Here is a 23,990-nt window from a genome sequence, read left to right on the forward strand (position 1 = left end):
GTGGCGGCGGGCGGTTCGGCCTCCTCGCCCTGGCGCTCGGCGGTTTCGGAATCGGTCTGACCGAGTTCGTGATCGCCGGGCTGCTGCCCCAGGTGGCCAGGAGCCTCGCCGTGTCGACGGCCGCGGCGGGCTGGCTGATCTCCGGCTACGCGCTGACGGTGGCGGTGGGCGCGATCGCGGTGACGGCGGCGACGGCGCGGCTGCGATGGAAGCCGCTCCTGGTCGGCCTGGTGGCACTGTTCGTAGCGGGCAACCTGCTGTCCGCCATCGCGCCCGACTACCCGACGATGCTCCTGGGCCGAGTGGTGGCCGCCCTCTGCCACGGCACGTTCTTCGGCATCGGCTCCTTGGTCGCCCGCCGCTTGGTCCCCCCGGAACGGTCCTCCCGCGCGGTCGCGACGATGTTCGCCGGCCTGACGGTGGCGAACGTCCTCGGCGTCCCCTTCGGCGCACTGGTCGGCGAACGGTGGGGCTGGCGCGCGACGTTCTGGGCGATCACGGCGACGGGCACGGTGGCCCTGATCGCGATCGCCACCCTGGTACCGAACGTCACCGGCTCACGACCGCCCCCGCGCACCCAACTCCACGCCTTCCGCTCCCCCCAGGTCTGGCTGACCCTGACGGCCACGGCCCTCGGCTACGGCGGCATGTTCGGCGCGTTCAGCTACATCGCGTACACCTTCACCCGCGTCACGGGCTTCTCCACGACGGACGTGGCCTGGCTCCTGGTGGTCTACGGAACGGGCCTGGTCGTGGGCAACATCGCGGGCGGGAGGGGTGCGGACCACAATCGCGAGGCGACCCTGATCGCATCGCTGGCGGGCCTGGCACTCACGCTGACCGCCTTCGGCCTGCTGGCGAGCAGCCGCCCGGCCTCCGTGATCCTCGTCTTCCTCCTGGGCGTGTTCGGTTTCGCCACGGTGCCCGGGATGATCACGCGGGTGACGGATGCGGCAGGGGGCGTACCGCTGGCCGCGAGTGCGAACGTGTCCGCGTCGAACGTGGGGAACGCGGTGGGGGCGTGGCTGGGGGGCTTGGCGATCAGCGCGGGCTGGGGCTACAGGGCTCCGCTGTACGTGGGCGCGGCGATCGTACTGACGGGCTTGGCGATGATGACGTACGCGACGACGACGGCGGCCCGGGCGTCGTCGCCGCGACTCCCCGAAGACCAGATGACGCCAAGATGACGAGAACACGAAGTCCCTCGGTGCCGCGCCCCACCCTCACCGTCGGACCTGCGGATATCTCTCCCCTTGCCTCCATCTGTGTCGGCATCGGCAGTACCGTGTCGTTCATGCGCCCCGACACGCCTGCCGAGAACGTCGACCACCCCGCCGAAGCGGCCCGCCTCGAACGGACCGCCGCCCGTTACCCCGAGGACGCCGAGGCCCTGCTCCTCCAGGCCGCGGCCCACCTGGAACTGGCCGGCGACCGCCCCGCCGCGACCGCGCTCTACGACCGCCTGCTGTCGTCGGCGGCCACCTTGGAGACCCCGCACCTGGTACGGGCCCTCAAGGCCTCGAACCTCTGGGAGTACGGCCACGAGGCCGAGGCCAGGGCCATCATCGACGGCGTCCGCACGGCCGCCCCGCGCGATCCCGCCCCCTGGGTGATCGTCGCGGAGTCGTTGGAATCCCACGACGAGCTGGAGGCGGCGCAGGAGACGTTCACGGAGGGCGTGACCCTGTTGTTGACGGACGTACCCGAACCGCCGTACTCCACCCACCCGTTGCTGTTCGGCCGACACCGCGTCCGCCGCATGCTGGGCGTCTCCCACGACGAGTGGGACACCCTGGCGGACACGCTGCATTCGTCGCACGCGTCACCGGTGTCCCTCGACGAGCTGCACGACCCCAAGCGGGTGTGGTCCCTGGGGTCCGACAACCCCGCGGAGCTTGAGGCCGAGATCTCGCGGCTGCGGGCGGAGCTGGGGGCGTACCGGGAGGCGTTGTCGCGGCCGTTCCCGGTGGCTGTACTGCACTGGCCCGAGGGGGAGTTGGCGGAGCTGGTGGGGGCGTATGAGTCCCTGGCGGTGGAGTACCCCTCGCATGAGGAACACCTCGCGACGATAGAGGCTTCGCTGCGCGAGCTGGCGGCTTCTGGGACGCCGAACCTTGGGATCGTCACGGGGACTGTGCCTTCTTATGAGGCGTTCGCTGCGTCTGAGGGGGCTTCTCCGGGGGACGTCGAGTTGCTGCCGCAGTATGCGACGACGCTGGCGGCGCGGGGGCGGGCTGTGGTTTGGCCGCCTCAGCGGGGGGGTTCTTGTTGGTGTGGGTCGGGCAGGGCGTATGGGGAGTGCCACGGGGACTGAGGGTCGAGCGCGACGGGGGTCTGGTCCGGCGGCGACGGTGAGCAGAGTGATCTGCCCGGTCTGCGTTCGGGATGGCCTACTGGCCGAGGTGTAGACGTATAACGCGAGCTCTGTCAGTGCCTCTTGATAGAACAGATGCCTCGGCCATCTACACATTCAACGGGGGAACAGAGCCGTGCCACCGTCCCAAAGCAACGTGTCTGCTCCATCCACCGGGCTCTACGAACAGCTCATCACGCTGCGCTTTGAACAGCACCTGAAGGAGCTCGCCCGCCTCGGATGGCACCCCGTGAGCGACGAGGTGGGTCCGGAATCGGTGCCACACGTCCTGGCTCGGCACGTTTCGGGGACCGTACGACATGTGCTGCAAAGCCTTCCAGCCGAGGAGCGCGTACACGCGGCGAACCACATCCTGGAGTCCATCAGCACTCTGGAAGGCGCTCGGGAGTGGGTGGATCTCGTCGCGGAAGGCCCTCGTCAGCTCCTCGCACTCACGCGGCAAGAGGCGCCGGGCGTCTTTGCCGTGCGCCCAGGTGTCCCCCTGTCCGACACAGCTCTCATCACCAACTCGCCGGAGGACCCGAGCCTCGGCTTCGAGCTGCGTGCTGAGCTCGCCACCGCTGACCATGTGGACCTGCTCTGCGCCTTCGTGAAATGGCATGGCCTGCGCATCATCGAGCAGTCCTTGAAAGCAGCGCGCGACCGAGACGTGCCGATACGTGTGATCACGACGACCTACATCGGCGCGACTGAACGGCGCGCCTTGGACCGTTTGGTGCGGGAGTTCAACGCAGAGGTCAAGGTCAACTATGAGACGCGATCGACAAGGCTGCACGCCAAGGCGTGGTTGTTCCGCCGCAACAGCGGCTACGACACCGGATACGTAGGCAGTTCCAACCTCTCGAAGGCTGCGCTTCTCGATGGCTTGGAATGGAATGTTCGGCTGTCTTCGATCGCCACACCCGACGTCATGCGGAAGTTCGAGGCCACCTTCGAGGCGTATTGGAACGACCCGTCCTTCGAGACCTACGATCCCGACGCTGATGGAGAACGACTCCAGGAAGCCCTGGCCATCGCGGGAGGGACCACTTCCACCGCCACCGCAGACCGCAGGATCACGCTGTCCGGGCTTGAGGTACGTCCGTATCCGCATCAACGCGACATGCTGGAGCGATTGGAAGTCGAGCGGGAGGTGCATGACGTACACCGGAATCTGCTGGTCGCAGCGACTGGCACCGGTAAGACCGTGATGGCTGCACTCGACTACAAGCAGTTGCGGAAGAAGCTAGGCCGGGACTTGCGGCTGCTGTTCGTCGCTCACCGCAAGGAGATCCTGCAACAGTCTCTGCGGACCTACCAAGACGTCTTGATGGACGCGAACTTCGGGGAGTCGCTGCACAGCGGTGAGATCCCGGAGCGTTGGACGCATGTGTTCGCCAGCGTCCAGTCGCTGAATGCGCGAGCGCTTGACCGTCTCGCTCGTGATCACTTCGACGTGATCGTGATCGACGAGTTCCACCACGGGACCTCACCGACGTACCGAAAGATCCTTGACCACTTCCAGCCGCTTGAGTTGCTCGGGCTCACCGCGACTCCCGAACGCATGGATGGCAAGAACATCCAGGACGAGTTCTTCGACGGTCGCATCGCCGCCGAGATGCGGCTGTGGGAAGCACTTGAGAACGAACTCCTCAGTCCCTTCCACTACTTCGGTATCACCGACACCACCGACCTGAGCACAGTGGAGTGGAAGCGCGGGGCGTATGACGCGAGCGCCTTGAGCAACGTACTGACAGGAAACGTGGCACGAGCACGGCTGGTGGTGAAAGCCGTCGGGGATAAGGTCACCGACCCTGGGACCATGCGGGCGCTGGGTTTCTGTGTCTCGGTTGCGCACGCGCACTTCATGGCAGAGTCCTTCCGCACCGCCGGCATCAATGCGGTTGCCCTATCCGGGGAGTCCTCCGCCCAAGAACGCGGACAGGCCCTGGCAGACCTCAAGTCGGGCGCCTTGCAAGTGATCTTCTCGGTCGACCTCTTCAACGAGGGGCTCGACATCCCTGACGTGGATACGCTGCTCCTCCTGCGCCCCACCTCCAGCGCCACCGTCTTCCTTCAGCAACTCGGCCGGGGCCTTCGCCGCACGGAGGACAAAGCCGTGCTCACCGTGCTGGATTTCATTGGGCAGCACCGCAAGGAGTTCCGCTTCGAGAACCAGTTTCGGGCGCTCACGAACCTCACCCGTAAGCGACTCCTGGACAACATCGAGCGTGACTTCCCGCAGCTACCGTCCGGCTGCCAGATCATCCTTGAAGAGAAGGCCAAGAAGACGATCATCGCCAACATCAAGGACCAGATTGGCGTCAACGTCACAGCGCTGGCCCGCGAGGTGGCCGACTATGCCGAGCCGAGGCTCAGCCGGTACCTGCACGAGAGCGGCCGCGAACTAAAGGAGTTGTACCGCGGCAATGGCAACTCCTGGACCGGGTTGCTGCGCCGCTCCGGTCTGCTGCAAGGGGAACCGCCGGAAGGGGAAGCCGCCCTCCTCAAGCGCGTATCCGCCTTCCTCCACGTAGACGACCCTCTGCGGGTAGCCGCATACACGCGGATGCTGACGGACGACGCTCCGTCGTACGACGAACTCGACGAGCAGGGCCAGGCTTATGCCCGCATGCTCTTCTTCCAGCTATGGCCGCTAGGCGGTGTCACCCGCAAGGGCTTCGCAGACTACGACGCCGGATTCACAACTCTGCGTGAGCAGCGGGCGGTTCGCAGTGAGCTGCGCCAGGTTCTGGAGTACAACCTTGCGCACACAGAGCACGTCCCGATCCCGCTTCTGGGCGTGGGCGGACAGGGCGGCATTCCGCTGACTGTGCATGCCTCGTACAGCCGCGAAGAGATCCTTCCCGCCCTTGGCCAGTCCTACATCGGTGGCTTTATGCCAGGCGACTTCCGCGAGGGCGTGAAGTGGTGCGAGTCAATCAAGACCGACGCGCTCCTCATCACCCTGGAGAAGGACGAGAAGGACTTCTCTCCGCAAACTCGCTACCACGACTACGCGTTGAGCGAGACCCTCTTCCACTGGGAGTCCCAGAACCAGACGTCGGAAACGTCTCCCACAGGTCTGCGCTACCAGCATCACGTAGCCGAGGGCAGCCACGTCCTGCTCTTCGTCCGCCGATACAAAAGCACTGACATCGGGGGCGCCCAACCGTGGATGCTGCTCGGCCCTGCCGAGTTCGAGGACCACACGGGGAGCAAGCCGATGGCGATCAAGTGGAAGTTGAAGCACGCGCTCCCGGCGGACGTCTGGACGTACTCCGCGATTGCTGCTGGTTGACGTCACTCGGCTTCAGAGGGTCAGAGATGGCATCGATCACCGCTACCTCTGTCGCTACCGCCCCAAGCCGGCTTGCCCGATGACTAGGGCAGTACCCGTCGCGCACGTTCAGACCAGTGGCGAACTCGCACCAGATCGCCTTCCGGTCAGCAAGGAGTCGAACACCCCATCGGTCGGCAGTGGCTGAAACGAGAGCCATGCCTCTCCCCGCTTCCGCATGGTCGGTTGCGTCCAAGAGGGTCGGTAGGGCGCGCGTGTCGGGGTCGTAGACCTCGACACGCAGCTGGGTGCCGTTCATGGAGACGGCGAGGGTGGTCGGCGTACCTGCCCCCACGTGAGTGATCACGTTGGCGACGAGCTCACTCACGCAGAGCTGGACATCGCCGGTCAGTTCTTGCAGGCACCAGATCCTGAGATGGATCCGTAACACCCGCCGCAGCGCTGCCACTTCTTCGGGCACCGCCAGAAACGGCAGTTCCCACGCCCTTCTTGGCGTGCACGTCATGCAGTCCATGCCTCAACCCCTCCACCTGCATGGCAGGTTGCGATGCGTAACTACCTTCACACCGAGGGTTGCACTGGAACTCTCAAAATGGAACTCTCATCTCCTACAAGAAGGAGCGTGCATCGACGTCGCGCGCCCCCAGCGCGCGCTGTCTTGCCGTCGAGCTCGCGCAACCAGCACGATCTGACAGATCGACATGAAGGGCTGAAGGCATGCCAGTTGGACCCACTACCCGAAGGCGCCAACTAGGCGCCGACCTGCGCCGACTCCGCGAATCCAAGGGCTTGACCCTGGAGGAGGCAGGCGCCCGGGTCGGCATCTCGAAAGCCACATTGAGTCGCTATGAGACGAAGGAGGGCACGGTCAAGTGGCCGGCTATTGACGCCCTTTGCCGCGAATACGGAGCCTCCGAGGCAGAACGTCTCGCTCTCGTTGAGCTGGCCAAGGGCGCCAAGATCCAAGGCTGGTGGCGATCGCTTGCCGACCCCATCCCCGAATCCATGAACCTCATGCTCACGCTTGAGGACGAGGTCGTACGCGAAGACCACTACGCCTGCATGTACGTCCCCGGACTGCTCCAAACTCGCGCCTACGCCGAGGCTGTTCACCGAGCATCGGAGGTGGGATGCCCGGAGCGCGAGGTACAACACATGGTCGACATCCGGATGAAGCGCCAGGAGCTCCTCGACCGAGACGAACCACCGCGCATCTGGTGCGTGATCGACGAGGCAGCACTCCGTCGTCAGGTCGGCGGACGCGAGGTCATGCGAGAGCAGCTCGGGCACCTACTCGCCCTCGCCGAGCGCCCCCACGTCACCATCCAAGTACTCCCCTTCTCAAAGGGCGCACACGCAGCGGCCGTTGGGAGCTTCGCCATCCTCCGAGGCCCGACTCCGGACCTGGACGTGGTCTACGTAGACCTGCTCAGCGGCGGCCTCTTCATGGAGAAGCGACCGGAACTGGAGCGTTATAGGTTGGCGTTCGAGTACCTCAGCGCACAGGCACTCGATCTTGAGTCCTCCACGGACATCGTCCACCGCATAAGCAAGGAGTCCTGATGTCGGCGCTCTCGACGCACCAGTGGTTCAAGTCGTCCTACAGCGGCGGTAGCGGAACCGAGTGCGTGGAGTGCGCTCACATTGACGGCGCCATCCTGTTGCGTGACTCGAAGCATGACGGCGGGGAGTTGCTGAGGGTTGGATTGCTGGCTTGGAGGGTCTTCATAGGCACTGTGGGCCGGCGGGCGGTATCGGAGCGCTGGTGAGCGCACACCACACGGAGACACTCGTTTACCGCCGGGACGGCGGCTCGGCACCTTTAAACAGCGCGATCAGGGCGGTAACGCCCGTTCCTGTATCGGGAGTTGGGGCGGGTTCCTCGGCTCGGAGCATGGCTGCTTCACCCTCTTGCCTCAACCGCTCCTGACCAGGCTCACTCACACCCACCGTTCTATGCGACTACGTGACTAGAGCCGTGATGACCTTGTCGCTCAAGTGCAACGGTGCATAGTTTGCTCGCTACACAACGTGGCGAAGACGACGAGTTCCAGAACGGCGACTTCCGGCCGTGTGCGCCATGCCGGGACCAGACTTGCCGGCCGTACAGAGCTTCGACTTGGCACGACCGACACCAGACAGTAAGTCAGTCGTACTGACCCCAGAACGCATCCCGAAGGAGGCCGCACGTGCCCGAGTCTGGCCCTGAACCCGTGTACCTGGAGGGCGACCAGTGGAAGGCGTACGCTCGCGACTTCAAACGCTCCGCCTTCCGACTCGAAGTGCATCAGACGTACACGATGCCCGCCGAGTCTGAGACCTTCCACTCCTTCCTCGCCGGAAAGCCGATGCCGGAAGGCTTCAACGGGGCTTGGCACAAGACGCTCCGGGATCACGCGACGGCGGGACGGACAATGACCCGCGCCAAGATCGTTCGTCGGCCGCTCACGCCATGCAGCCGCTACTCGTTCGCGTGGGGCATCCCTGGAAACGTCGACGCCGGGGAGGACTACCGAATCATTGATGTGACCGAGAAGGGGAATCCCGGACTGCCTGAGCAGGACTTCTGGATGTTCGACGAGACGACCGTCGTCCACCTCAACTACCGTCCCGACGGAACGCAGGTCAATCGGGAGCTGATCCAGGAGCCGGACGTCGAGAAGTATCTCGCTTGGCGGGATCTCGCCCTGGAAATCGCTGTGCCGTTCAGTGCCTATCAGACCTGAGCCGCCAGGCTTCTTGAACGCGCCAACCTCGGCATGGCGAAGGATTCACCGGATGGCACGCGCATCGCCCGCGTGCCATCCATGTCCCATGTGGGCGCCAACTGCGGCGCATTCGGCGACTTATCGCGTGACTGGCCGCGACCACTGGACCCAGGCTTTCAACTCCGCGTCAGCCGTGGACCATTGCCTCTCCTGGTCACGCACCGCGCCACTCATCTGAATCACCGCCCGTACTACCGACACGCCTCGAAAGCGTTGCCGGAGAGGGTCAGTCCACGAGATCAACTACCCCGCTACAGGAATATCTCCATGCCGTCATAGACGACGACCCGGCGATCGGCCTAGCGTTCATCCCCGAGGCAGGGAGCGACCCTGCCCGACGCACAGGGGGCACAATGGCGCGTGAGGAACTGACCCGGCTGACTGGCAATGGGAACGGGAACGGCGAGTGCGGGGGCGACGACTGCCCCAACGTCTACCGAACCGCCTCGGGGTCGTTCGTGGTCCAAGGAGGCGTGTCGAACGTATTCGACCCGCCGGACGGGGAGGCACTCGTGGAGATCCCGGAGGCTGTCTTGAAGGAGGCTGTCCGTGCTCTTGGTTGGTGAGGACTGGCGGAGGACGTTCGACTCCATGGAGCAGGAGGCATGGCGTCTGGAGACTCTGCCTGCCTACGGGGTGCCGCAGGAGGTCGAGGCGATCCGTCGGTTCCTGGCCGGTGAGCCGGTTACTCGCGAAGCGACACAGCCATGGTTCGACCGGGTCAAGGCGTACGTGGCTGGTGGCCGCAGCATCGGGCGGGTGCACATCGTCACACAGCCTCTCTCCGACTACCTCCGCTTCGAGTTCGAGCACTACCGCCACAACGTCGAGGCCGGCGAGGACGTTCGCATCCTCGACGTGACCAACCGCCCCAACCCGCTTGACGGGGTGCAGGACTTCTGGATGTTCGACCGCCGTCAGGTCGTGCTCATGCACTACGAGCCGGACGGAACCCAGATCAGCCGGGAAGTGTACGAAGGCGAACCCGAGCCCTTCCGGGAGTATCAGCGCATCGCCCTGGTGGAATCGGTGCCCTTCGAGGAGTACGTGAAGGGCCTTGACGCTTGACCCTGAGCAGCTAGGGCAGTCAAAAGCCGACCTGGCCGAGACTCTGAGAACGCTGCGCAAGCGAGCCGGACTCTCCCAGGTCCGGCTCGCCGCGCGTTGCAATATGTCCCAATCCAAGATCAGCAAGATCGAGACCGCTGAGATCATACCGAGTTTGGTCGACGTCGAACTCGTTATGAGGGCACTTGGAGCCCCGGAGCAACTGACGGCCGAAGTTACAGCCCTGGCTCGCATGGCAAACACCGAGTGGCAGCCAATTCGCTCATCATGGCGACGCGGTCTGGAGAAGCGGCAGGTCGAACTGGCCGGCCTGGAAGCCGACGCCGATGAACTTCGGTACTTTCTCCCCGCGATGATCACAGGCCTGCTGGCCACTCCCGAGTACATTCGCGCCAGCCTCGAATACTCCCCGGGAGACATCTCGAAGACGGTGGCGCGAAAGCTGGAGCGTCAGGTCGTGCTCTACGACAGCACAAAACGCTTCACTTTTCTGTTGACGGAGCAGGCTGTTAGGTGGGCCGTGGTTCCTCCACCTGCCATGGCTGTGCAGATCGACCGCTTGGCCTCCCTGTCTCATCTACCCAATATCCGCATAGGAATCATACCCATTGGCACGATCATAAGCCGCGGCCCAATGAACACTTTCACGGTCTACGACGACAGGATGGTCACTGTCGAAACGTTCACCGGGCGAACCATTTTCCGTGACTCCCGCGATATCGCCGAACATGTGGAAGTTTTCAAACAATGCGAACAGAAGGCTCGGTTCGATGACGCGGCCAGAAATCTTCTTCAGGAATGGTCCAGCCTCTATCGCTGATCTTTAGTAGGCAACGAGAATATTGCTCGATTACCCCCTCCAACCGGCGGATCATAGAAGAGTCAGAAACCGGGGAGGAATGATGCCTGATACGCGAAAACTGCAGGGTTATGAGCTTACGGAACTTCCAGCGGAACCGAAAGCAGTATCAGGGTGTGGCGCATGTCTCGGTATTTGCGTGAGCCGAGAGAATGCTCGCTCTAGAAGCGACTACAGCGCTGTGTCCGATGCGAACGTGAAGCTGCGTCAGCACCAAGCTACGGCGCATACCCCATGAGTGCTGGGCCGGATCCCCAACTCTTCGCCGATGCCCCGCTCATGACCATGCGCGTCTCACGGGACTCCGGAAAAACGTGGGGCCCCGAACGGGTCGTCTTCACCACGGGTGACCTTTCCCCCCTGATCACAGCCGAGTGGCCCCCGTGCCAGTGCTGGCGTTGCGCCGGCCCCGGCAAGGGCTTCGTCCGCTGAGGCTTCTGCCCTCCCCATTCCCCAACTCTCCCTGCGCTCCAGGAGAGGTCCGCCCGAAATCCCACCAACCATGAGGTGAGCCATGCTCCACACAACCCCGCCCGCACCAGAACGACCGCCAGGACCGACCCCCGCCCCGCGGTCACGCGAACGCGAAAGGGGCGTCTCGATGACCACCACAGCCGTCACCGGAACCCGCACCGGCCAATCCCTCGTCACCGAGGCCGAGTTCGCCATGCTCGCCGCCTTCTGCGCCGACGAGTACCGCCTGGAACGCTCCGTCGCCGCCCGGGTCGTCGACCAGGCGCTCGCGCTCGTCCACGTGATGGGCTCGACCGGTGAGGGCGCCACCATGGCTCCCTCTCAGGAGGTCGACCCCGGCTGGCACACCCTCGTGCTGCACACCGACTGGTACGCCAACTGGTGTGCGGAGCAGTTCGGTTACTTCGTGCACCACCAGCCGAACAGCAAGACCCGCACACGCGGCCTGATGACAGATGTCGTCGGGAAGATCCGGGCGGCGGGGTTCGTGGTTGACGAGCGGCTGTGGGGTACGGCCGCCGAGTGCAACGCGCCGGCCTGCTGCGGCGACGGCCCCTGCTGCTGACCTGGATGTAACCAGCCGCTTCTCACCGGGTCTGGCGAGCCTCTCCCTCAAGGGCGGCTCGCCCGCCCTTCACCGCCAGAACGGATCAACCTCTCGTGTCCCTGACCGAGTTGACCGGGACGAGCCGTGTCACCGTCTTCCCCCTCGAAGCCCTCACCCTCGCCTACACCACGCAGTCCAGCGACCAGCGCGGCCTGGGCGACATCGGCCTCGTCGCCGTCGTCGACGTACTCAGCGAAGGCGACGAACTATGGCGTCTGGCCCATGACTTCAGCGGTCGCACCAACAGCACGGACCAGGCCCGCTGGATCCTCACCCAGGCAAACCGGGCCCGCGTGGTCGCCGCGTACACGGATCTGCCGCGCGCGACTTGGACGGCGTACATCCGACGCCGTATCGACCTCGACTCTCTCTTCGCCAACCACGACATCCTGCTCACCGGCCGGATCGAGCTGCCTGGCTTCTGAGCAACTGGACTGCTCCACATCACCATTGACACCTTTGGTGGTCAAGTTCCCCCCGTACAGCAGACAACAGACAGGAGAGACACGGTGACCAGTTCCATCCCGTGGCAGCAGCGGCTTTCCAGCGGTACCGAAGACATCCAGGACGAGGTGATCCGCTGGTACCAGCAGACGCCGTACGGAAAGGGCTATGTGCCCAACATGATCTGGGGCACGCTCCAGACCGAGGCCTACGCGACCGTCATCCTCCGCCGGGTTGTCGACTTTCTCGGTGTCCCGGACGACGTGCAGGCGGGGGTGGCGAAGCGGATGGAGCGCCAACAAGTTCTGTACGACGGTGAGCACCGCTACGACGTCATCCTCGGCGAGCAGGGCCTCTACACGAACGTCGGCGGACCGGAGGTGATGTGCGAGCAGATGGAGCGTCTCCTTCGGGACATCGACCTGCCCTCCCTCACCCTCGGTGTCCTCGCAACCACCGCCGAAGTGAGCGTGGTCCCCATGCCTGGCTTCAACATGCGCGGCAGCGACAGCGTCCACTACGAACTCGTCTCCTCCGGCGTGGACTTCACCGACTCCGCCGAACTCGCCCTCCACGAAAGGGCCTTCACCGCCCTGAGCAACGCGGCGAGTTATGGAGAGGACGCCAAGGGTCTGATCACCAAGGCGCTGAAGTTCTGGAGCGACGAAGCCAAGTGAAGAGATCTACGTGAACCACCCATCGCCCCATGCCCGCCATGTACGCGGATCTGCCGCGCGCGACCTGAAGGAGTACGTGCAGGGCCTGGGCACTTGACCCTGAGCAGCTGGGGCAGCCGGCGATCCACCTCGTCGTCCACTGGGGCCTGCCGCCACAACACCCCTCTCCCCAAGGCCTACTGGTCCGTTACGCACTTATTGCACATGGGATCTTCACTATTTCCGAACTGAGTTCATATGATGCGAAGATCAACAGGCCTGGCTGGAGGGCGACTTCGGCGGGCCTCTCAGGTTCCCGTGGGGGATTCATGCGTATACGCGTTGCGGCCGGCGCCGTCTCCGGTGCCGTCGTTCTGTCCGCGCTCGCTCTTCCGGTTGCCGCCCAGGCGGCGGAGCGGCCGGCGACGGCGAAGCTACGTTCCTTCGCCTCGACGGTCGTTCAGCCCAGAGACTCGTTGGGCAACACCAAGTTCTCGCACGCGGTCATCAACGGGGGCAAGGACATCGTCCTCGGCACCAGCGGCACGAAGTCCGTCACCGTCACGTACACCGCCACGGACCAGAACGGCGTCGCCCTCACCGAGGCCTTCCTGTGGCAGGGGACGGACAGTTCGACCACCGACGGGATCACCGGTGGACTGGGGACGGACGACGACCCCAACTGCACGGAGACGGCTACGCAGGGGACGTATACCTGCAAGGCCGTCTTCAACATCCATCCCGCCACCGACATGAAGAACAACGGCGTGGCCGGGACCTGGAAGCTCTTCCTGGGCGCCTGGGACCTGTACGCGAACGCCAGTTACAACGACGACGTCGCCACCGCCTCGATCAAGAAGCTCTCCACCCTGACCGCCAATGCCACGCCCGAGCCGGTGAAGAAGGGCAAGACCATCACGGTCACGGGCAAGATCGCCCGCGCGGACTGGTCGACGGGCAAGTACTCGGGCTACGCGTCCCAGCCCGCGAAGCTCCAGTTCCGCAAGAAGGGCAGCAGCACCTACACCACCCTCAAGACGGTCAAGGCCAACAGCACCGGCGTCCTGAAGACCACCACCAAGGCCACGGTCGACGGGTACTTCCGCTACGTCTTCGCAGGCACCGCCACCACCGCCGCGTCGACGGCACCCGGCGACTTCGTCGACGTCAGGTAGGCAGCCCGAGTCCAGCAGCACCGCAGCACCGCACGTCAGCACTCCGGTGCCGGGCAGCCATGCGTCACGGCGCCCGGCACCGCACCATTACCGCGCCATTTCCTCATGCCCACACCGCCGGGTAAGAGGTGTACGTGAACCGCCCGTAGGCTCTCCCGACGCTCCCGATCTTGTGTGTACCGTCCTCCCTTGTGTCGGCCGGTGATCGTTCAACTGCCGTTCTACGCGCGAAGATTCACCGCAGTCGGCACAACAGTCAGCACCCGCACCCCCTGTTCCCTCCACCCCCCACACCTGGATTCCCCCCACTCACGGAGGCTCACCGGATGCTCAGCCTTGGCAAGTTCACGTCACGCCGTAAGCTCACCACCGCTCTCACCGTCCTCGGCCTGCTCTCCACCGGCGCGGTCGTTCAGGCGGCCACCGTCACCCCCGCCGCCGCGGCCACCACACACCGTGTCCTGTTCGACGACGGGCATGCCGAGGAGGCCGGTAACGCGGACTGGATCATCTCGACCAGCAAGCCGGATCCGCTCGCCCAGGACTCCTCGCCGTCCTCCGACAAGGACTGGACCGGGGCGCTCTCGTCATGGGGCGTCGCGCTGCAGAAGACCGGCGACTACAGCCTCAAGACCGCTACCAGCGCGCTGACTTACGGCGGTTCGTCGGCCACCGACCTGTCGAACTTCGACACGCTCGTGCTGCCGGAGCCGAACATCAAGTTCACGACGGCCGAGAAGACCGCCATCATGAACTTCGTGAAGGCCGGTGGTGGTCTGTTCATGATCTCGGACCACACCGGGTCCGACCGGAACAACGACGGGTACGACGCGGTCCAGATCCTCAACGACCTGATGACCAACAACAGCGTTGACTCCACCGACCCGTTCGGCTTCTCCATCGACTCGCTGAACATCACCTCCGGCTACCCGGCCGCCATCAGCGACAGCACCAACCCGGTGCTGCACGGCTCCTTCGGCACCGTCACCAAGAGCCTGATCGCCAACGGTACGACCGCCACGATCAAGCCCGCCGACAACTCCGCCGCCAAGGGGCTGCTGTACCGCAGCGGTTACTCCGGCAACACCGGCGCCTTCTTCGCCACCAGCACCTTCGGAAGCGGCAAGGTCGCGTTCTGGGGCGACAGTTCGCCGATCGACGACGGCACCGGGCAGTCCGGCAACACGCTCTACGACGGCTGGAACGACACCGGCGCCACCAACGCCGCCCTCGCCCTCAACGCCACGGAGTGGCTCTCCTCGTAGCGAGCATCCCCATAGGCGCGGGGCCGGGGGGATCAATATTCCCCCGGCCCCGCGCCTCTCGCGCTCCACACCCCGCACATGCTTTTTTCTACGGCTGCGGGGAGAGCGCCAACTCCGGGAGCGTCCGGCGTCGTTGGCGGCTTACCAGCGTCCACCCACCCGCCGCGACCGCCGTCACCGCGAGCGTCACCAGCAGCGCCGTCGTATGTGATCCCGCGCTGTCGGCCGCTCTCGCCACCGGGTTGGGCAGGCCCAGGCGGTCCGCCAGCCAGCCGATGGACGCGATGGCGGTGATCAGGGCTCCGGTCACCCGTAGGGCGGGGCCTACGCGCAGTCGCGCGAGGACCAGCAGCGAGGGCAACGCCAGGCAGACCAGCAGGAGTTGGACCAGTTCGATGCCCAGGTTGAAGGCGAGGAGGCTGGTGGCCAACTGGCCTGTGGACAGGTGCATTTCGGCTAGTACGAAGGAGAACGCCATGCCGTGGCCGAGGCCGAAGACGCCCGCCACGATCGCTTCCCGGCCGGGGAAGAGGGGGCGGATCGCGTGCACCGCGCCCACGAGGATGCTCGCCGCTATGAACGCCTCGACCGGTCGGCCGGGGATCTGGACGCGGGTGAGTGCGGTCGCGGCCAGCGCTACCGAGTGGCCGACGGTGAAGGCCAGTGTGATGCGGCCGATGCTCCCGAGCGCCGCGCGCGGGCCCGCCAAGCCCCGCCAGCGTCCTCCGGCGGCCAACAAGGGGGCCGGCAGCAGCAGGATGAGCAGGAACAGCAGGTGGTCCGTGCCGGTGAGGATGTGGTTGCCGCCGAGTTGGAGCATGGCCACGAAGCCTCGCCAGGCGCTGCCCGCGCCCAGGTCGACGGTCAGCGGCGGGACCTTCATGTGCCGGACGTCGAGCCGGATCGTGCCCACCTGGGTGGCGCCGTCGCCGGTGACCCGGCCGGCCGCCCAGTCCTGACGGACCGACACCAGGGTTACGTGGGTGACCACTTGGTGCACGATCACGTCGTAGTCGAGGGTGAAGTGGCGTACGTCCGCGCCGGGGGGTGGGGTGAGTACGGCCTTCGCGACCAGCTCGCGGTACGGGCCCGTGGAGGTCTGTTCGGTGCGGCTGAGGCTCAGGGCGCCGATGCTCACCTGCCATGCCTGGCCCTTGAGGGTGGTCGGGTGGATGTGCCGGGCCAGGTAGGTGCGTATCGCCGCAGCCTTGGTGGGGAGGGCCGACGACGCGAGGGTGTTGAGGTCGATGCCGCTGGCCGTGGTGAAGTCACCGACCGGCAGGGCCAGTCGGGCGGTGACCGAGTCCTTGTACACGTCGAGACGGACCACTGAGTGCGGCATCGGGTGCGCGGCGGCCGGCGACGCTCCGAGCAGGAGCGCCGCCGGTACCGCGATCGCGATCCCGGCCACCAGGCGAAGCGCTGTGGTCAGCCAAGTTCGCGGTCCGGTCATGAGAAGGTGAACTCGCTGCCGTAGTCGCTGGTGTGGTCGCGGTACACGGTGTGGTAGTGGATCTGGTCCCGGTACACGACACCGTTCTGGCAGACGAACTCGACCCAGACGCCCGGGCCGTCGATGCGCACGTAGTCGCCCTGGGTGTCGAGGGCGGTGCCGCCGGAGTAGGCGATGTAGGTCTCGTTCAGCTCACGCTCGTACGTCTTCATGAGCTTCTTCGCGGTGGCGTCGTCCACGTTGGCGATCCAGGGGTGGATGGCCTTCAGGACGAGTGCCTTCTGCTTCGGGGAGAGCGAGCTGGCCTTGATGCCCTCCTTCGTCTCCGGGAACTGGCCGTCCTGGCCCGGGCCGAGGAGTACGTCGCTGAAGGACTCCGACAGCTTGGCGGTGGCCAGTTGCTCCGTGCTCAGGCTGCCGGTCAGGGCGAGCAGGCCGTTGCGCATGGTGGCGAGCGGCGAGTACGTGGTGCCGTCGTCGTCGGTCCAGGTGCTGGGCTCTACCCCGACGAAGAACGGGCTGGAGCCTGCCACCTTGCCCTTCTTGTAGGTGAGGTTGAGGGCCAAGTGGTGGCCGCCGAAGTGCAGTTGCCAAGTGCCGGTGGCGGAGGGGGTGCCGAGGAAGGCGAGGAAGTAGACGCCGCTGCCGTAGCCGCCGAGGCCGCCGCCTCCGGCGCCGCCGGAGGGCGGGGTGCCGGTCGGGACGTCGGTCGGGGCGTCGGTGGCCGTCGAGGTGGGGGTCGCCGTGGCGGAGGGGTCCGCGGAGGCCGTGCTCGACGCGGTGTCCGACGGGGCCGGACCTGCGGAGCTGGTGCTCTGGGCCGCGTTGAGCACGTCGTCGGCCTTGATGATCTGCGTGATCTGGTCGTAGCCGGTGTTCTTGCCGGTGCCCGTGGCCAGCTTCAACACCTTCATGGCGGCGGCCAGTTGGGTGTCCGTCAGGGAGCCGAGCTGGATGCCGGGGCGGCAGGACGAGCCGCAGGGGAGGTTCGACCACGCGGTGGCGTTCGCCTGCGAGAAGTCGAGCAGGGTCGAGGCCTGCTGGTCGGCGTCCAGCGTGTTCAGGAACTCGTTGGCCGCGCTGACCACTGCGCCGACGCCGGTGGCCTTCTTGTCGACCGGGCGCTTCACGCCTGCGGCCGATTTACCGGTCTGGGTGTCCGTGGACGCATTTGCCACGGCGAAACCGCCGCCGACCAGCACAATTGCTGTGACGGCTCCGGCTATTCCACGCCAGGTCCGCTTTGCGCGGACCAGACGGGTTCTTTCTCTGCTCACGAACGACTCCTTCGGTTCCGGAAATTCCAGAAATCTCAGAACGAGGTCCCAGCCTGCCCGGGCAGCGCCGGGCGGTGCCCGGGCAGCACCCATCGCCGCTCGTCAGCGGTCACAGGCAGGGGTGAGAAGCGCTGCGGGCAGCCGACTGCCCGTCCACGCGATTGCTCACAAGATTATCGACGTTCTTACGGAAATCTCAATGGATCGTCACGTGAACACAATAAGTTTCAGGTTTCATAGCAACGCGGCGCGAATTCAAGGAATTCGCTTATCTATTTGACAGGCTGCGCTTATCGCGTGAATAGGGTCCGCTGCTAGGGCGGGTGGGAGCGCACGTTAGCCTCAGGGGCGATATCCAGTCAGCTTCAGGAGGCACGTCATGGTCAAGGTACCCAGCGCGGTGATCGCGGCGAGTGGACTCGTCGGTGGGTACGGCGTGGCCCGCTGGACCAGGAAGCGGCAGCTCGGCGGGGTCGTACTGGCCGTCGCGGGTGCGGCCGCCGCGCAGCAGTGGCGCGAGCGGGCCGGCGGAAAAGCGGCCTGCGCCCTCACCGTCGCCTACGTCGCCGCCTTCGCCGGATCCCATCCCCTGGCCAAAAAGGTGGGCGCCTGGCCCGCCGTCTTCGGAGTCGCCGGCGCGGTCGCGGCAGCGTCCTGGGCAGTGGCCGACCGGCGGGGCTGAGCCTGCTGCGGGCCGGAGCATCTGCCGCACCCAGCACCGCCCCTGCCGGAATCCCACCCCACGGGCAAGAAAGCACGCGTCCCATCAGCCGGCATCAGGGCCCCCTGGACCACCGCGACCGCATCCCGAGCAGTGGCCGACCGGCAGGGACTGAGCCCGCGCAGAGCCACAGCACCTGCCGCACCCAGCACCGCCCCCGCCGGAATCCCACCCCACCGGCAAGAAAGCACGCGTCCCATCAGCCGACAACAGGGCCCCAGGACCACCGCGACCGCATCCCGAGCAGTGACCGAGCTACCGGACTGAGCCTGCACAGAGCCGAAACGGCTGCCGCGCCCAGCACGGCCCTCCCTCCGTCGGGCAAGAAGGCACGCGCCCAGCCAGCCGACAACCGCGTCCCCAGCGCGATCGCGGCAGCCTCCCGGGCAGTGGCCAGCCGGCGGAGCTGAGCTGAGCCTGCACAGGGCCACAGCACCTGCCACACCCGGCATTAGACAGGTCCGACCCGCCTCACGATCGCCGGGCGTGGGCGTGGGCGTGAGCCCGGGCGCACAGCAGGCCGTCCGTCTCGTCCTCCTCATGTGGCCTGGAGCAGCGTCCCACCGTCGCCGCGATCAGCGCGCCCGCCGCGATCACCAGCGTCGCGGAGGCCCACTGCAACGGCTGTTCCGACTCGAACGACATGTACATCAGGGCCGTCGGCGGTGCCGCCACCAGCAGCAACGGCCAGGCCAGGTCGTCCCTGCGGCCGAAGTAGGTCGCCAGGAGGAGCAGGATCACGGCCAGCGCCAGACCGCCGGGCCCGACTCCGGGTACGTCCGCCGATGGGGCGCAGACCTCGTACGCCCCCGTCGCGAGCGCCGCGCCGAGTGTGCGGGTCAGCCAGCGTTCCGGCCAGGGGCGCGTCCGCAGGGGGCTCAGCAGCTTCTCGGTCATGCGTACGAGGGTTCCTCGGCGGGGCAGGGGCGCGACAGAGTACGAGTACTCAGATCGGGCGGCCCTCACGCCGGGCGCGCGGCTGCCCTCGTCGCGCTCCCCGCGCTCCCCGTGCCCACCGCCGTCAGCGGCTTCGCCACGTCCTCCAGCGAGCGTCGCTCCGCGCGTACCGCCAGAACCGCCGCCACCAGCCCGGCCGCGCACATCAGCCCCGCCCCGATCTGGAACGCGAGCACCGTGTCGGCGACCTTGCCCGTGCCGGTGAGGTCCGCGAACAGGAGGGGGCCGCTGATGCCGCCCGCGGCCGTGCCGAGGGCGTAGAAGAAGGCGATCGACATCGCGCGGGTCTCCATCGGGAAGATCTCCGACACCGTCAGATACGCGCTGGACGCGCCCGCCGAGGCGAAGAACAGGACCGCGCACCAGCAGGCCGTCAGCGTCGCCGCGCTCAGCGAACCCCGGTCGAACAGCCACGCCGTGCCGAACAGCAGCAGACCGGAGAGGAGGTAGGTGGAGGAGATCATCACCCGTCGGCCCACCGTGTCGAAGAGTCCCCCCAGCAGCAGCGGGCCCATGAAGTTGCCGACCGCGATGACCGCGAAGTAGTAACCGGTGTTGCCCGTAGGGACGTTGAAGAACGTCGTCAGGATCGCGCCGAAGCCGAAGGTGATCGCGTTGTAGAGGAACGCCTGGCCGATGAAGAGGGAGAAGCCGAGCGTCGCGCGCTTGGGGTAGTCCCGGAAGATCGTGCGGGCGATCTCGGCGAAGGAGACGCTCTTGCGCTGGTGGATGGTGATCTCGCCCTCGGCGGGCGGCAGTTGGTGACCCTGTTCGGCCTCGATACGGCGCTCGATCGAGGTCACCACCTCGTCCGCCTCCCGGTCCCGGCCGTGGATCAGCAGCCAGCGTGGGCTCTCCGGCACATGGCGTCGTACGAGGAGGATCACCAGGGCGAGTACGGCGCCCAGCGCGAAGGTCAGCCGCCAACCCACGTCCGCCGCGAAGATGTTGGTGTTCAGCGCGACGATGGAGAGGAGTGAGCCGCCTACCGCGCCCACCCAGAAGCTGCCGTTGATGACCAGGTCGACGCGGCCCCGGCAGTACGCCGGGATCAGTTCGTCGATCGCGGAGTTGATGGCCGCGTACTCGCCGCCGATGCCGAAGCCGGTGAGGAAGCGGAAGGCGAAGAACCACCAGGTCGAGAAGGAGACGGCGGTGAGTGCCGTCGCCGCCAGGTACACCGCGAGCGTGATCATGAAGAGCTTCTTGCGGCCGTAGCGGTCGGTGAGGTGGCCCCAGAAGAGGGCGCCCACGCAGGCGCCCGCCACATACAGCGCCGCCGCGATGCCGGTGACCTGGCCGGAGCTGATCGGCAGGCCGCTACCGGGCTCGGAGAGGCGGCTCGCGATGTTGCCGACGACCGTGACCTCCAGGCCGTCGAGGATCCACACGGTGCCGAGGCCCACGACGATCGTCCAGTGCCAGCGGGACCACGGCAGGCGGTCCAGGCGGGCCGGGATGGACGAGGTGATCGTCGGGCCGCTCCCGGCCGGGGCGTCACCGCTCCCGCTACCGCTACGGCTGTCGCTGTCCGTGCTGCTGGACATAGGGCCTCCTCGTCGGGCGAACCCCCACCGGGTGCCCCGGAGAATCCCCGCCTACACCCCCACCAGCCGCGACACCGTGTAGATCAACAGCCCTGCCAAGGACCCCACCACCGTGCCGTTGATCCGGATGAACTGCAGGTCACGGCCGATGTTCGCCTCGATCTTGCGGGTCGTGTGCTCGGCGTCCCAGCCGGCCACGGTGTCCGTGATCAGGGAGGTGATCTCCTTGCGGTAGGTCGTGACGACGTACACCGCCGCGCCCTCGACCCAGCCGTCGACCTTCTCCTGGAGCTTGGGTTCCACCGCCATCCGCGCGCCCAGGGACAGCAGCGACGCCCGCACCCGCAGCCGTAGCTCACTGCGCTCGTCCTCGGCGGCCGACACGATCATCGACCGTACGGACGTCCAGGCGCTGGCGATCAGGTCCTGGACCTCGCCGCGGCCGAGGACCTCGCCCTTGAGCCGCTCCACGCGCGCGCGGGTGTCCGTGTCGGACTGGAGGTCGGCGGCGAAGTCGCCCAGGAAGCGGTCCAGGGCGCCCCGCGCCGGGTGGGAGGGCATGTCGCGCATCTCGGTGACGAAGCGGAGCAGCTCCTTGTAGACGCGCTCGCCGATGCGCTTGTCGACGAATCTCGGGGTCCAGCCGGGCGCGCCGCCCTCGACCGCGTCCATGACCTGCTCGTCGTGCAGGACCAGCCAGTCGTGCGCGCGGGTGACGATCAGGTCGACGACCCGCTTGTGGCCGCCGTCGGCGACGATCTTCTCCAACGTCTTGCCGATGCCGGGGGCGATCTCCTGGGCGTCGGCGCGGCGGGTGATCGCCTCGCCGACCACCGCCTGGACGTCGGAGTCCCGCAGCACGGTGAGGGCGCCACGCAGGGCCGCCGACAGCTCCGCCGTCACCCGGTCCGCGTGGTCCGGCACGGCCAGCCAGGCGCCGAGGCGGCTGCCGATGCCGACCGCGCGCAGGCGCTGCCGTACGACCTCCTCGGAGAGGAAGTTCTCACCGACGAACTCGCCCAGCGAGACGCCCAGTTGGTCCTTCTTGTTGGGGATGATCGCGGTGTGCGGGATGGGCAGGCCGAGGGGGTGACGGAAGAGGGCCGTGACCGCGAACCAGTCGGCCATCGCACCGACCATGCCGGCCTCGGCCGCCGCGGCGACATAGCCGGCCCAGGGTCCCGCGCCCGCGTTCGACGCCCACTTCGCCAGGACGTACACGACGGCCACGAAGAGCAGCAGGGCCAACGCGGTCAGCTTCATCCGGCGTACGCCGCGCTGCTTCTCCTCGTCGGCCGCGCTGAACGTGGTCATCGTGCGGCGGGACGTCTCGCTCCCGGTTCTGCTCGCTTCCGTAGGTTCCACCCGCTCCATCCGCTCCACCCGTTCGCCGGTACCGTGCATATTGTCCCTTCCTGACCGACTCCTGGAACGGGACAGGAGTTCCCGCCGTCACCCGAAAGGGCAAAATGGCAGGGCCCCCGCCTTCCGCCGAGTCGCCCGAGGAGATACGCACCGCATGACCAAGCCTCGTGGTTATGCCCTGCTGTCCGCGATCATCACCCTGATCGTGGTCCTTTCCGTCTCGATCTACGTCGGGGTCTCGGCCGGTGACGGCAGCGGCGCGAACTCCCCCGCCGGAGGCCGCGCCCCGCACAACTCCGCCGCGCCCGCCTCGGCCGGTACCTGGGTCGGCGCCTGGTCCGCGGCCCCGGTGGCGGGCGAGCCCGGCACGGAGCAGACGGGCACGGCGGGCCGCTCGGTGCGCAACATCGTCCACACGAGCGCCGCCGGCACGGGCGCCCGGATCACCCTGTCCAACCTCTACGGCCAGGCCCCGCTCACCCTCACGCACGCCTCGATCGCCCTCGCCACCGGCCCGAACAGTTCCGCCGCGGCCACGGGCACCATGCGCGGGCTGACCTTCGGCGGGGCGACCTCGGTCACCATCCCGCCGGGCGGACAGATACTCAGCGACGCCGTCCGCCTCTCCATACCCCAGGGCGCCGACGTGCTGGTCAGCACCTACGCGCCCACCGAGTCCGGACCGGTCACCTACCACCCGTACGCCCGCCAGATCTCCTATCTCGCCGCCGGCGACCGCACCGAGGACATGACCGGCCGGCCGTACACCCAACGGACCGCCATCTGGCGCTACTTGACCGCGCTGGACGTGCTGAGCCACGAGGCGGACGGCACGGTCGTCGCGTTCGGCGACTCGATCACCGACGGGTCCACCTCGACCGAGAGCGCCAACCGCCGCTGGCCGGACGCGTTTTCGCGGCGGCTGCGTGCGGCCGTGACGGCCGGGCAGGACGTGCCCCGCTACAGCGTCGTCAACGAGGGCATCAGCGGCAACCAGATACTCACCAGCCTCGCCGGCCGGCCCGCCGAGAACCAGAGCGGCCTCGACCGCTTCGCCCGTGACGTGCTCGGCCGCCCGCACGTCAAGGTCGTCGTCATCGACCTCGGCGTCAACGACGTCATGCACGGCGCCGACGCCGACCGGGTCCTGGCCGGCCTGCGCACCCTGGTCCGCCAGGCGCACGCCCACGGCATCAAGGTGATCGGCGCGACCCTGATGCCCTTCGGCGGCCACCCCCGCTACTCGGCCACCCGCGAGGCCGCACGCCAACAGGTCAACGCGGCGATCAGGAGCGGCAAGGTCTACGACGCCGTCGTCGACTTCGACAAGGCGCTCCGCGACCCCTACGCCCCGCGCAGGCTCGCCCCCGAGTACGACTGCGGCGACCACCTCCACCCCAACGACCGGGGGTATCGCAAGATGGCCCGCACCATCGACCTGGGCGACCTCAAGGGCGCGGTCCCGGCCCAGTTGTGAGCCGTTCCTCGCTCATAGAGGCGCCGCCCGTCCCAGTCCCGATGCCGCTCACGCCGCTCCTCAAGGCGCTGCGCAACCCGTACACCCCGCGCAGGCTCGCCCCCGAGTACGACCGCGCCGACCACCTCCACCCCAACGACCGGGGGTATCGCAAGATGGCCCGCACCATCGACCTGGGCGACCTCAAGGGCGCGGTCCCCGCGCAGTTGTGAGCCGGTCCCGC

The 23,990-nt window shown here is 66.9% G+C and carries 20 protein-coding genes and 3 pseudogenes; 17 read left to right on the plus strand and 6 right to left on the minus strand.

From position 1 onward, the window contains the following. Nucleotides 1–29 precede the first annotated feature (29 nt). From AB0M63_RS34470 to AB0M63_RS34480, 3 genes are all read left to right on the plus strand, one after another. A complete protein-coding gene (locus AB0M63_RS34470; protein WP_366022204.1) occupies nucleotides 30–1,187 on the plus strand; it encodes an MFS transporter in 1,158 nt (385 codons plus the stop codon). Nucleotides 1,188–1,294: 107 nt separating this feature from the next. Next, entirely contained in the window at nucleotides 1,295–2,314 is a 1,020-nt protein-coding gene (locus AB0M63_RS34475; RefSeq protein ID WP_366022104.1) for an SEC-C domain-containing protein, read from the plus strand. A 175-nt stretch (nucleotides 2,315–2,489) separates the two neighbouring features. Beyond that, nucleotides 2,490–5,654 carry a DUF3427 domain-containing protein gene (locus AB0M63_RS34480; RefSeq protein ID WP_366022105.1) on the plus strand — a complete coding sequence of 1,055 codons (3,165 nt, stop codon included), beginning with the start codon at nucleotides 2,490–2,492 and terminating at the stop codon, nucleotides 5,652–5,654. Nucleotides 5,655–5,811: 157 nt separating this feature from the next. Here AB0M63_RS34480 and AB0M63_RS34485 read toward each other — a convergent pair. Beyond that, nucleotides 5,812–6,168, minus strand: a pseudogene (locus AB0M63_RS34485) (ATP-binding protein); the annotation flags it as partial. Between the two features lie 203 nt (nucleotides 6,169–6,371). Here AB0M63_RS34485 and AB0M63_RS34490 point away from each other — a divergent pair. The 11 genes and pseudogenes from AB0M63_RS34490 to AB0M63_RS34540 form a co-directional block, all read left to right on the plus strand. Then, complete coding sequence (locus tag AB0M63_RS34490; protein ID WP_366022106.1) at nucleotides 6,372–7,217, plus strand: helix-turn-helix transcriptional regulator; 846 nt, start codon at nucleotides 6,372–6,374, stop codon at nucleotides 7,215–7,217. Next, nucleotides 7,217–7,423 carry a DUF397 domain-containing protein gene (locus AB0M63_RS34495; RefSeq protein WP_366022107.1) on the plus strand — a complete coding sequence of 69 codons (207 nt, stop codon included), beginning with the start codon at nucleotides 7,217–7,219 and terminating at the stop codon, nucleotides 7,421–7,423. Before AB0M63_RS34490 ends, AB0M63_RS34495 begins: the two co-directional genes overlap by 1 nt. Before the next feature lie 420 nt (nucleotides 7,424–7,843). Beyond that, a complete protein-coding gene (locus AB0M63_RS34500) occupies nucleotides 7,844–8,380 on the plus strand; it encodes a DUF6879 family protein (protein WP_366022108.1) in 537 nt (178 codons plus the stop codon). 395 nt (nucleotides 8,381–8,775) lie between these two features. After that, nucleotides 8,776–8,988: a hypothetical protein gene (locus AB0M63_RS34505; RefSeq protein WP_366022109.1), complete on the plus strand. Its 213-nt coding sequence runs from the start codon at nucleotides 8,776–8,778 to the stop codon at nucleotides 8,986–8,988. Beyond that, on the plus strand, nucleotides 8,972–9,490 hold the full coding sequence (locus tag AB0M63_RS34510) for a DUF6879 family protein (RefSeq protein WP_366022110.1): 519 nt from the start codon (nucleotides 8,972–8,974) through the stop codon (nucleotides 9,488–9,490). Before AB0M63_RS34505 ends, AB0M63_RS34510 begins: the two co-directional genes overlap by 17 nt. Beyond that, nucleotides 9,480–10,310 (plus strand): Scr1 family TA system antitoxin-like transcriptional regulator, encoded by an 831-nt coding sequence (locus tag AB0M63_RS34515; RefSeq protein ID WP_366022111.1) that lies wholly within the window; start codon nucleotides 9,480–9,482, stop codon nucleotides 10,308–10,310. The genes AB0M63_RS34510 and AB0M63_RS34515 overlap by 11 nt, the downstream gene beginning before the upstream one ends. 640 nt (nucleotides 10,311–10,950) lie before the next feature. Beyond that, nucleotides 10,951–11,388, plus strand: coding sequence for a hypothetical protein (locus AB0M63_RS34520; protein ID WP_366022112.1), 438 nt, complete (start codon nucleotides 10,951–10,953; stop codon nucleotides 11,386–11,388). 95 nt (nucleotides 11,389–11,483) lie between these two features. Next, nucleotides 11,484–11,855: a hypothetical protein gene (locus AB0M63_RS34525; RefSeq protein ID WP_366022113.1), complete on the plus strand. Its 372-nt coding sequence runs from the start codon at nucleotides 11,484–11,486 to the stop codon at nucleotides 11,853–11,855. 84 nt (nucleotides 11,856–11,939) lie between these two features. Next, nucleotides 11,940–12,551, plus strand: a complete 612-nt coding sequence (locus tag AB0M63_RS34530; RefSeq protein ID WP_366022114.1) for a DUF5753 domain-containing protein — start codon at nucleotides 11,940–11,942, stop codon at nucleotides 12,549–12,551. A gap of 308 nt (nucleotides 12,552–12,859) precedes the next feature. Next, nucleotides 12,860–13,705, plus strand: a complete 846-nt coding sequence (locus AB0M63_RS34535) for a hypothetical protein (RefSeq protein ID WP_366022115.1) — start codon at nucleotides 12,860–12,862, stop codon at nucleotides 13,703–13,705. A gap of 326 nt (nucleotides 13,706–14,031) precedes the next feature. Beyond that, a pseudogene (locus AB0M63_RS34540) lies at nucleotides 14,032–14,964 on the plus strand (hydrolase); the annotation flags it as partial. A gap of 94 nt (nucleotides 14,965–15,058) precedes the next feature. Here the strand turns inward: AB0M63_RS34540 and AB0M63_RS34545 are convergent. After that, nucleotides 15,059–16,423 (minus strand): HupE/UreJ family protein, encoded by a 1,365-nt coding sequence (locus AB0M63_RS34545; RefSeq protein WP_366022116.1) that lies wholly within the window; start codon nucleotides 16,421–16,423, stop codon nucleotides 15,059–15,061. After that, nucleotides 16,420–17,700 carry a DUF3500 domain-containing protein gene (locus tag AB0M63_RS34550; RefSeq protein ID WP_355913349.1) on the minus strand — a complete coding sequence of 427 codons (1,281 nt, stop codon included), beginning with the start codon at nucleotides 17,698–17,700 and terminating at the stop codon, nucleotides 16,420–16,422. The genes AB0M63_RS34545 and AB0M63_RS34550 overlap by 4 nt, the downstream gene beginning before the upstream one ends. A 379-nt stretch (nucleotides 17,701–18,079) precedes the next feature. On the opposite strand from AB0M63_RS34550, the gene AB0M63_RS34555 reads away from it, so the two are divergent. Then, complete coding sequence (locus AB0M63_RS34555; protein WP_366022117.1) at nucleotides 18,080–18,382, plus strand: hypothetical protein; 303 nt, start codon at nucleotides 18,080–18,082, stop codon at nucleotides 18,380–18,382. Nucleotides 18,383–18,892: 510 nt separating this feature from the next. Here AB0M63_RS34555 and AB0M63_RS34560 read toward each other — a convergent pair. The 3 genes from AB0M63_RS34560 to AB0M63_RS34570 form a co-directional block, all read right to left on the minus strand. Beyond that, on the minus strand, nucleotides 18,893–19,318 hold the full coding sequence (locus tag AB0M63_RS34560; protein WP_366022118.1) for a hypothetical protein: 426 nt from the start codon (nucleotides 19,316–19,318) through the stop codon (nucleotides 18,893–18,895). A gap of 65 nt (nucleotides 19,319–19,383) precedes the next feature. Further along, nucleotides 19,384–20,925, minus strand: coding sequence for an MFS transporter (locus AB0M63_RS34565; protein WP_355913340.1), 1,542 nt, complete (start codon nucleotides 20,923–20,925; stop codon nucleotides 19,384–19,386). Between the two features lie 51 nt (nucleotides 20,926–20,976). Further along, nucleotides 20,977–22,329, minus strand: a complete 1,353-nt coding sequence (locus AB0M63_RS34570) for a DUF445 domain-containing protein (RefSeq protein WP_355913337.1) — start codon at nucleotides 22,327–22,329, stop codon at nucleotides 20,977–20,979. 115 nt (nucleotides 22,330–22,444) lie between these two features. Here AB0M63_RS34570 and AB0M63_RS34575 point away from each other — a divergent pair, with 115 nt between their 5' ends. Beyond that, complete coding sequence (locus tag AB0M63_RS34575; RefSeq protein WP_366022119.1) at nucleotides 22,445–23,767, plus strand: SGNH/GDSL hydrolase family protein; 1,323 nt, start codon at nucleotides 22,445–22,447, stop codon at nucleotides 23,765–23,767. Between the two features lie 62 nt (nucleotides 23,768–23,829). Next, a pseudogene (locus AB0M63_RS34580) lies at nucleotides 23,830–23,979 on the plus strand (SGNH/GDSL hydrolase family protein); the annotation flags it as partial. Between the last annotated feature and the right edge of the window lie 11 nt (nucleotides 23,980–23,990).

Source organism: Streptomyces sp. NPDC051576 (assembly GCF_040681835.1).
Taxonomy (GTDB): domain Bacteria; phylum Actinomycetota; class Actinomycetes; order Streptomycetales; family Streptomycetaceae; genus Streptomyces.